The 8,933-nt window shown below is 69.2% G+C and carries 7 protein-coding genes; 1 reads left to right on the top strand and 6 read right to left on the bottom strand.

Going from position 1 to position 8,933, the window contains the following annotated elements:
- Positions 1 to 187 precede the first annotated feature (187 nt).
- Complete coding sequence (locus ABTZ89_RS10305; RefSeq protein WP_351042566.1) at positions 188 to 829, top strand: aminodeoxychorismate/anthranilate synthase component II; 642 nt, start codon at positions 188 to 190, stop codon at positions 827 to 829.
- A gap of 66 nt (positions 830 to 895) precedes the next feature.
- On the opposite strand, the gene pknB is transcribed toward ABTZ89_RS10305, so the two are convergent.
- The 6 genes from pknB to ABTZ89_RS10275 are packed head-to-tail and all read right to left on the bottom strand — an operon-like array spanning position 896 to position 8,933.
- Entirely contained in the window at positions 896 to 2,863 is a 1,968-nt protein-coding gene (gene pknB / locus ABTZ89_RS10300; RefSeq protein WP_351042563.1) for a Stk1 family PASTA domain-containing Ser/Thr kinase, read from the bottom strand.
- Between the two features lie 37 nt (positions 2,864 to 2,900).
- Positions 2,901 to 4,193: a serine/threonine-protein kinase gene (locus ABTZ89_RS10295; protein WP_351042560.1), complete on the bottom strand. Its 1,293-nt coding sequence runs from the start codon at positions 4,191 to 4,193 to the stop codon at positions 2,901 to 2,903.
- A gap of 3 nt (positions 4,194 to 4,196) precedes the next feature.
- Complete coding sequence (locus ABTZ89_RS10290) at positions 4,197 to 5,654, bottom strand: peptidoglycan D,D-transpeptidase FtsI family protein (RefSeq protein ID WP_270952011.1); 1,458 nt, start codon at positions 5,652 to 5,654, stop codon at positions 4,197 to 4,199.
- Positions 5,651 to 7,072, bottom strand: a complete 1,422-nt coding sequence (locus ABTZ89_RS10285) for an FtsW/RodA/SpoVE family cell cycle protein (protein WP_270952010.1) — start codon at positions 7,070 to 7,072, stop codon at positions 5,651 to 5,653. The genes ABTZ89_RS10290 and ABTZ89_RS10285 overlap by 4 nt, the downstream gene beginning before the upstream one ends.
- Entirely contained in the window at positions 7,072 to 8,475 is a 1,404-nt protein-coding gene (locus ABTZ89_RS10280) for a PP2C family protein-serine/threonine phosphatase (protein WP_270952008.1), read from the bottom strand. The genes ABTZ89_RS10285 and ABTZ89_RS10280 overlap by 1 nt, the downstream gene beginning before the upstream one ends.
- The gene (locus ABTZ89_RS10275) at positions 8,472 to 8,933 is read right to left on the bottom strand and encodes an FHA domain-containing protein FhaB/FipA (protein ID WP_270952007.1); all 462 of its coding nucleotides are present in this window, start codon (positions 8,931 to 8,933) and stop codon (positions 8,472 to 8,474) included. Before ABTZ89_RS10275 ends, ABTZ89_RS10280 begins: the two co-directional genes overlap by 4 nt.

The raw sequence follows: 8,933 nt of genomic DNA, 5'->3' as shown, positions 1-8,933 counted from the left end.
TGCGGGTGCCCGACTTTATGTATGCCAATACACGGCAGTCGGGCCGTCCTCGCCAGGCGAACGCTGAGAACCCGCGGCGGTGCCAGCGCCGAGGGCGGGCTAAACGCCTCCGGCGTTTCAAAAACAAGGACGGGTTCGGTTCAAAACCAGTAGGACGTGACGTCACGGGCGCGCGTACGCTGGCGACGTGCGCGTACTCGTCGTCGACAACTACGACAGCTTCGTCTACAACCTCGTGCAGTACCTCGCCCAGCTGGGCGCGGACTGCGTCGTGCGCCGCAACGACGTCGTCACCGACGACGACGTGGCGGCCGCCGACGGCGTCCTGCTCAGCCCCGGTCCGGGCACGCCGGACCGCGCCGGTCGCACGATGGAGCTGATCCAGCGCTGCGCCGCGGAGCGCAAGCCGGTGCTGGGCGTGTGCCTCGGGCACCAGGCCATCGGCGCGGTGTGGGGCGGGGTCGTCGAGCGGGCGCCGGAGCTGCTGCACGGCAAGGTCAGCGAGATCCACCACTCCCGCGCCGGGGTGTTCGCCGGGCTGGCTGAGCCGTTCATCGCGACCCGCTACCACTCGCTGATCGTCCGCGCGGACTCCATCCCGGACGACTTCGAGATCACCGCCAAGACCGCCTCGGGCATCGTGATGGGCATGCGCCACCACGAGCTGCCTGTGGAGGGCGTCCAGTTCCACCCCGAGTCGGTGCTCACCGACGGCGGCCACCGCATGCTCGCCAACTGGATGGCCAGCGCGGGCTACCCGGTGGACGAACACCTCGTCGCCGGCCTCGAACGCGGCATGCGCGAAGTCGCCGCCGCAGCCCAGCGCTGACCCGCACTAAGCCCGGACCGAGGAAGGGCGCCCCCCGCGCGGGAGGCGCCCTTCGTCATGCCCTGGTCAGCCGAACGGCGGGAAGAGGCCTCCGCCGTTGTCCGGACTGGTGGTCGGCGACGAGCCCTTGCTGTAGTTGCCCACGTAGATCGTCACCGTCTCGTTGCGGCCGATCTTCTGGCCGGAGCCCGGCGAGGAGCTGAGCACCTTGCCGTCCTTGTCCTTGTCCGGGGTGTCCTGGCTGACCTCGTTGATGCTGCCGGTCCACCCGCGGCTCTGCAGCGCCTGCTCGGCCTGGCTCGGCGACATGCCGGCCAGGTCCGGGACGGAGATCTGCTGGCCGTTGGAGACCACCAGGGTCACCTCGGCACCCGCGCGGGCCTGGGTTCCGCCCGCCGGCGTCTGGTCGAGCACCGTGTCAGCGGGCTGGTCGGAGTCGCGCACCTGCTTCTTGACGCTGAACCCGGCGCCCTCCAGGTAGGCCTTCGCCGTGTCGAAGGGCTGGCCGCGGACGTCGCGGACCTGGACGGTCTCGATCGCCTTGCCCACCACGACGTTGATCGTGGTGCCCTTGGCGACGGAGGAGCCCCGGTTGTCCCAGTCCATGATCTTCTGGACCATCTTGGAGTCCGAGGTCTCCCGGTACTCCGGCGTGATGCCCAGCGTGAGGCCTGCGTCCCGCAGCTTCAGCTGCGCCTCGGACATGGACAGGCCTTCCAGGTCCGGGACGTCCACGCTCTCCGGACCGGTGCCGTAGCAGATCTCGATCGCGTCCGTTTCCTTGTTCAGCTGCGCCGGGTACTCGGGCGTCTGCTTGACGATCTTCTCGATCTGGTCCGGCGTGGACGGGCAGGCCTTGGGATCGACCCGCCAGCCCTCCTTCTGCGCGTAGTCCATCGCCTGGGTCTTGAGCATGTTCTTGAAGTTCGGCACGGGCTCGGTCTTGGGCGCGCTGTTGCCGACCAACGCGGTGATCCCCCACGCGGCGAGCGCGAAGACCGCGACGCAGGCCAGCGTGATGAGCGCGACCATCCGGTGCTTGCGGCGCTTGCGGTCCCGCTCGTCGTCGACCGGTTCTTCCGCGTCGCGCTCCACCGACCGGTGGCGACCCGGCACGACCTCGGTCGGCGCCGAGGTCTGGGTCAGCATCGCGGTGCGCTCCTCGTCCGACATGATCATCGGAGCCTTCGGGCGCTGCCCGGACAGCACCCGCACCAGGTCGGCGCGCATCTCCGCGGCCGACTGGTAGCGGTTCGCCGGGTTCTTGCTCAACGCCTTGAGCACCACCGCGTCCAGCGACGCGGGCACCGCCGGGTTCAGGTCGGAGGGCTTGCGCGGCTCCTCCCGGACGTGCTGGTAGGCCACCGCGACCGGCGAGTCACCGGTGAACGGCGGTTCCCCGGTGACCAGCTCGAACACCACGCAGCCCGTGGCGTAGACGTCGCTGCGCGCGTCCACCGCCTCGCCGCGCGCCTGCTCCGGCGACAGGTACTGCGCGGTGCCGATCACCGCGGCGGTCTGGGTGACCGCCGCCTGGCCGTCGGCCAGCGCGCGGGCGATGCCGAAGTCCATCACCTTCACCGCGCCGGAGCCGGTGATCATGATGTTGGCCGGCTTGACGTCGCGGTGGATGATGCCGTGCCGGTGGCTGAAGTCCAGCGCCGCCGAAGCGTCCGCCATGACCTCCATCGCCCGGCGCGGGGTCAGCGGCCCCTCGGTCTTGACGATGTCGCGCAGCGTCCGGCCGTCGACGTACTCCATCACGATGTAGGGCAGCGGCCCGCTCTCGGAGTCCGTTTCGCCGGTGTCGTAGACGGCCACGATCGCCGGGTGGTTCAGCGCGGCGGCGTTCTGCGCCTCGCGCCGGAACCGCAGCTGGAACGTGGGGTCGCGGGCGAGGTCGGCGCGCAGGATCTTCACCGCCACGTCCCGGCTCAACCGGGTGTCGCGACCGCGGAACACCTCGGACATGCCGCCGTAGCCGAGCGTCTCACCGAGCTCGTATCGGTTGGACAGAAGTCGGGGTGAACTCATCGAAGCGTCGTTCCGATCCTTGTCAACGATCGTCCCATCATGCCGATCCGCCCTCGCCGGTAGTGGCCGACGGGACGAGTGGTGCTCCCCCGACTCCGGGGCCCGGCACAGCCGCCGGGTCCGGATGCCGTAGCGCAGTGTGGCCCAGCGGTGCAGCGGAATCCAGGCCGTGAGGTGCCGCACCCATGCCTTGATCGCGGTTGACGACCCAGTAGGTGGTGAATCCCACCGCGACCAGCACCGCCACCGCCAGCACCGCCACCAGAACCCAGATCACGACCTTGCTGGTCGAGGAGCCGGGTGGTGCCTGCTGTTGCTGCGGTGGTGGCAGCTGCGGGGCCGGTGCCTGCGGTGGGATCACTCCCGGCGGATAGGTGTTGCCCATCGGCGGTAGTTGCTGACCCGGCATCGGGTGGACGCCGGTGTTCAGCACTGGCACGTTCAGCTGCTGGCGCTGCTGCGGCACGACCAGCGACGACGGTGTCGGCAGTGGCCGGCCCGCGCGCACCGCTGCGACGGCGTTGGCGAACTCGCCACCGTCGACGTAGCGGCGTCGCGGGTCCTTGACCATGGTCGCCTCGATCAGCGCGCGCACGCCCGGCGGCACGTCCGGCGGCAGCGGCGGCGGGATGTCGCGGATGTGCATCATCGCGACCGTCACCGCGTTGTCGGACAGGAACGGGCGGTGCCCCATCAGGCACTCGTACCCGACCACGGCCAGCGAGTACACGTCGCTGGACGGGGTCGCGTCCTCGCCCAGGGCCTGCTCCGGCGCGATGTAGTGCGCGGTGCCCATCACCATCCCGGAGCGGGTCACCGGCGCCGAGTCGGCGGCCTTGGCGATGCCGAAGTCGGTCAGCTTCACCTTGCCGTCGGGGGTGATCAGGATGTTGCCGGGCTTGACGTCCCGGTGCACCAGACCGCGCTCGTGCGCGGCCTGCAGCGCCTGGCCGGCCTGCTCCAGCATGTCCAGCGTGTGGTCGGTGTTGATGCGACCTTCGCGGGCGAGGATCGCGGCCAACGGCTCGCCTTCGACCAGCTCCATCACCAGGTAGGCGGTGTCCTCCGGCCCGTCCGGGATGGCGGCGGTCTCGCCGTAGTCGTGCACCGCGGCGATGCCGGGGTGGTTCAAGGACGCGGTGGTGCGCGCTTCGGTGCGGAAGCGGTGCAGGAACTCGGCGTCCCCGCACAGCTCGGCCTTGAGCACCTTGATCGCCACCGTCCGGTCGAGCCGGACGTCCACCGCCTCCCACACCTCGCCCATGCCGCCGACCGCGATGCGCTTGCCGAGTCGGTACCGGTCGGCGAGTAACTGGCCGGAGGTCAGCACGGATCAGCCACCTCCCTGCAGACCGGCCCGGATGACCTCCCGGCCGATCGGGGCGGCGATCGAGCCGCCGGTGGCCTCCGCGCCCTCGTCGCCGCCGTTCTCCACGATCACCGCGACCGCGATGGTCGGGTTCTCCGCGGGGGCGAACGCCACGTACCACCCGTGCGGCTTGTCGCCGACGTCGCCGTGCTGGGCGGTACCGGTCTTCGAGGCGATCTGGATGTTGGAGATCTTGCCGGAGCCCTTGGTGTTCTGCTCCGACTTGATCATCATGTCCCGGATCATGTGCGCGATCTCCGGGGAGACGGCCTGGTGCAGCTCTTCCGGCTTGAAGGTGTCCAGCTCCGCCATGTCCGGGGCGCGGTTGGCCTTCACGACCTGCGGCTTCATCAGCTTGCCGTCGTTGGCGATGGCCGCGGCGATCATCGCGTTCTGCATCGGGGTGACGCGGACGTCGCGCTGGCCGATGCCGCTCTGGTAGAGCGACGCGCCGTCGGCCATCGGGCCGAGGTCGGACTTGGCCACGGCCATCGGGATCTGCAGGTCCTCGCCGAAGCCGAACGCGGCCGCGGTCTCCCGCATCTTGTCCGCGCCGAGCTCACCGGCGATCTTGGCGAACGCCGTGTTGCACGAGTAGGCCACGGCCAGCGTGAGGGTGTCGCCCTTGCACGTGTTGCTGTTGTAGTTGGGCAGCGTCGCGCTGGCGGTGTTCGGCAGCGGGATCCGCGCGGCGGTCTCGATCTTGCTGTCCGGCGTGTAGCCGTTCTGCAGCGCGGCAGCCGTGGTGATCAGCTTGAACGTCGAACCCGGTGGGTAGATCTCGGAGACCGAGCGGTTGGCCATCGGCCGGTCCGGGTCGTCGTTGAGCTTGTTCCACTGCTGGGCGACCTCGTTGTTGTCGCTCGAGGTCAGCAGGTTCGGGTCGTAGGACGGCGCGTTGACCATGGACAGGACCTCGCCGGTCCGCGGGTCCAGCGCCACCACCGAACCGTGGAAGCCCTGCTTGGTCAGCTGCTCGTAGGCCACCTGCTGCATGGCCGGGTTGATGGTCAGCTCGACGCTGCCACCGCGCGGCGAGTTCCCGGTGATCATGTCGGACAGCCGGCGGAACGCGAGGCTGTCGTCGGTGCCGTCGAGGATCGAGTCCTCGGCGCGCTCGATCCCGTTGGAACCGTAGTAGAACGAGTAGAACCCGGTCACCGGCGAGAACGCCGGGCCGTTGGAGTACTGGCGCTGGAACTTGTAGATCGGGTCCTCGGTCCGCTGCGAACCGGCCAGCGACTGGCCCTGGGCGATGATCTGCCCGCGCTCGCGGCCGTAGCGCTCGTAGCGGGTGCGGACGTTGCGGCCGTCCTCGTTCAGCTCGTCGGCCTTGATCACCTGGACGTAGGTCGCGTTGCCCATCAGCAGCACGATCATCGCCATCATGGCCAGCGCCACGCGGCGCAACGGCTTGTTCATCGGGGACGCTCCACCAGTTCGGTATGCGCTTCGGCGATCGGAGCCTGCTTCGGCTTCGGCTTCGCCGGCGCCTGCGGCCGGCGCGCCGCGTCGGAAACCCGCAGCAGCAGCGCGATCAGCACGTAGTTCGCCAGCATCGACGAACCACCAGCGGCCATGAACGGGGCGGTCAGACCGGTCATCGGGATCAGCCCGGTGACACCACCGGCGACCACGAACAGCTGCAGCGCGAGGGTGAACGACAGACCGCCGGCGAACAGCTTGCCGAACGAGTCGCGCACCGCCAGCGCGCTGCGCAGGCCGCGCATCATCAGCAGCAGGTAGACCAGGAACAGGGCCATCAGGCCGATCAGCCCGAGCTCCTCGCCGACCGCGGAGATGATGAAGTCGCTGGACGCCCACGGCGTCTTCTGCGGCAGGCCCTTGCCCAGGCCGGAACCCTCGATGCCGCCCTTGGCCATGCCCATCAGACCGGTGCGCAGCTGGAAACCGGGGTCCTTGCCGTCCACCTCCGGGCCCAGCGGGTCCAGCCAGGTGTTGACCCGGACCTGCACGTGGTCGAACAGGTTGAACGCGACGATGCAGCCGAGCGCGAACATGGACAGGCCGAGGAACACCCACACCGCGCGCTCGGTCGCGATGTAGAGCATCACCAGCACGATGCCGAAGAACAGCAGCGAGGTGCCGAGGTCCTTCTCCAGCACCACGATGCCGATGGACAGCATCCAGGCCACCAGCACCGGCATCATGTCGCGGGCCCGCGGCCAGTCGATGCCGAGGAACCGCTTGCCGGCGGTGGTGAACAGCTCGCGCTTGGACACCAGGAACGACGCGAAGAAGATCAGCAGCAGGATCTTCGCGAACTCGCCCGGCTGGATCGACATCCCGCCGATCGAGATCCACAGCTTCGCGCCGTTGGCCTCCGAGATGCTGCTCGGCAGCAGGCCGGGCAGCGCCAGCAGCGCCAATCCGACGAAGCCGCACGTGTAGCCGTACTGGGCCAGCGTCCGGTGGTCCTGGACGAACTTCAGCACCAGCACGAACAGCACCACGCCGACCGTGGTGAACAGGATCTGCTTGCCGGTGAACGGTCCGCCCGACGCCTCGGCCAGGTCGAGCCTGTGCAGGATGACCAGGCCTATCCCGTTGATCAGCGCCACCAGGGGCAAGATCAGCGGGTCGGCGTAGGGCGCCCACCTGCGCACCGCGAAGTGCGCCGCGCCGAACAGCACCAGGAACGCCGCCCCGTAGAGGAAGAGGTCCCTGGTGACTGTCTGCTCCTGTGCGACCTCCACGAGCAGCAGCGCGAAGGTGACGATCACCGCAGCGAAAACCAGCATGAACAGTTCGGTGCCCCGCCGAGTGAGAACTCGCGGGGCGCCGCTGGTCGCTCCGGTCTGAGCGGCCGGTCCGGGCATCAACTCACCATCCGGCAGGTCACACCCGGCTTCTGCTCCTCCGTCTGCAGCGGTGTCGCGTCATCCGGGGTGGGTGCCTCTGGCGGCTTCGGCGCCTCGGGCGGCAGGTTCTGGCCCGGGGGCTGGTTCGCCGGAGGCGGCGGGAGCTGCGTGGCCGGGGGCTCGGGCTTCTGGCACTCGGGCAGCAGCGCGGTCATCCGCAGGCGGCGCATCGCGTCGCGAGCGTCCTGCAGACCGTTGACCTCGGTGATGCCGTTGCGCACGTCCGGCCGCTGAGCTTCCTGCAGGTCCGTCAGCTTGATCGGAGTGCAGTCCGCTGCCGAGTCCGGCGGGCAGGAGTTCTCCACCTCCCAGTTCAGCGAGACACCGAGCACGGTGCCCTGCACGCCCTGGTAGATCACCACCTGATCGGCGCTGTTCGCACCGATGTAGTACTGGTTGAGCACCCACCAACGCCCGACCAGTGCACCGCCTCCAAGCAGGATGAGCACGCCGCACGTCACCAGCAGCCAGCGCAGCCAGCTCCGCTTGCGGGGCTGCTCCGGCGGCGGTGAGGTGGGCTCGAAACGCTGCGGCTGCGGCCGCGGCATGGTTACCGCGGACGCGCGCGCCGCCGACGAATCGGGTTGCGGATGCTCATCTCCATTTCCCGCCGCGCCCCCGACGATCGGGGCGTCATCGCCGAATTCGACGTCGACGACGTCGGCGATGATGACGGTCACGTTGTCGGGCCCGCCGCCCTTGAGGGCGAGCTCGATCATCCGGTCCGCGCACTGCTGGGGGTCCGGGATGCGCAGGGCTTCCGCCATCGTCTCGGTGCTCACCGGGCCGGTCAGGCCGTCGGAGCAGAGCAGGTAGCGGTCCCCGGCGCGAGCCTCCCGGATCGCCAGGCTCGGTTCCACCTCGTGGCCGGTCAACGCGTACAGCAGCAGCGAGCGCTGCGGGTGGTTGGCGGCCTCCTCCTCGGTGATCCGGCCTTCGTCGATCAGCGACTGCACGAAGGTGTCGTCGTGGGTTATCTGGGTCAGCTCGCCGTCGCGGACCAGGTACGCCCTGGAGTCGCCGACGTGCACCAGGCCGAGCTTGCTTCCTGCGAACAGGACAGCGGTCAGCGTGGTGCCCATCCCTTCCAGGTCCGGGTCGTTGGCCACCAGCTCGGAGATCGCGTCGTTGCCGGTCAGCACCGCGTTGCGGAGCTGACCGAGCAGGTCGTCGCTCGGTTCGTCGTCGTCGAGGGGCGCGAGGGCCGCGATGACGACCTTGCTGGCGACCTCACCGGCGGCATGGCCTCCCATGCCGTCCGCGAGGGCGAGTAGTCGTGGGCCGGCATAGACCGAGTCCTGGTTGTTGGAACGAACCAGGCCGCGGTCGCTGCGGGCTGCGTAGTGAAGGACGAGGGTCATGAGCGCAGCTCGATCACCGTCTTGCCGATTCTGATCGGAACGCCGAGCGGGACCTTGGTCGGCCCCGTGACCTTCGCCCGATCGAGGTATGTGCCGTTTGTGGAGCCTAGATCCTCCACGTACCAATCGGAGCCCCGAAGCGACAACCTCGCGTGTCGTGTCGACGCGTAGTCGTCATCGAGGACCAACGTGGAGTCGTCCGCCCGGCCGATCATGATCGGCCGACCGTCCAGTGAAATGCGCGTGCCGGCGAGCGCGCCGTGCGTCACCACCATCTGGCGTGGCGCCTTGCTCCTGCCCCTGGCCTTGGCCGGGGCCCGACCCGCACCTGGCATCGGGACCCGCATCCCGGACGCCGAGTAGAGGTCTGAACGAACCACTCGAAGCGCAGCCAGCACGAACAACCAGAGCAGGGCGAGGAACCCTGCTCTGGTCAGCTGCATAACCAGCTCTGGCAC

The organism is Saccharopolyspora sp. NPDC002686 (assembly GCF_040295745.1).
GTDB lineage: Bacteria > Actinomycetota > Actinomycetes > Mycobacteriales > Pseudonocardiaceae > Saccharopolyspora > Saccharopolyspora oryzae.
The sequence above is the reverse complement of the archived record's forward strand: the minus strand, read 5'-3'. Positions and strand labels throughout refer to the sequence as shown.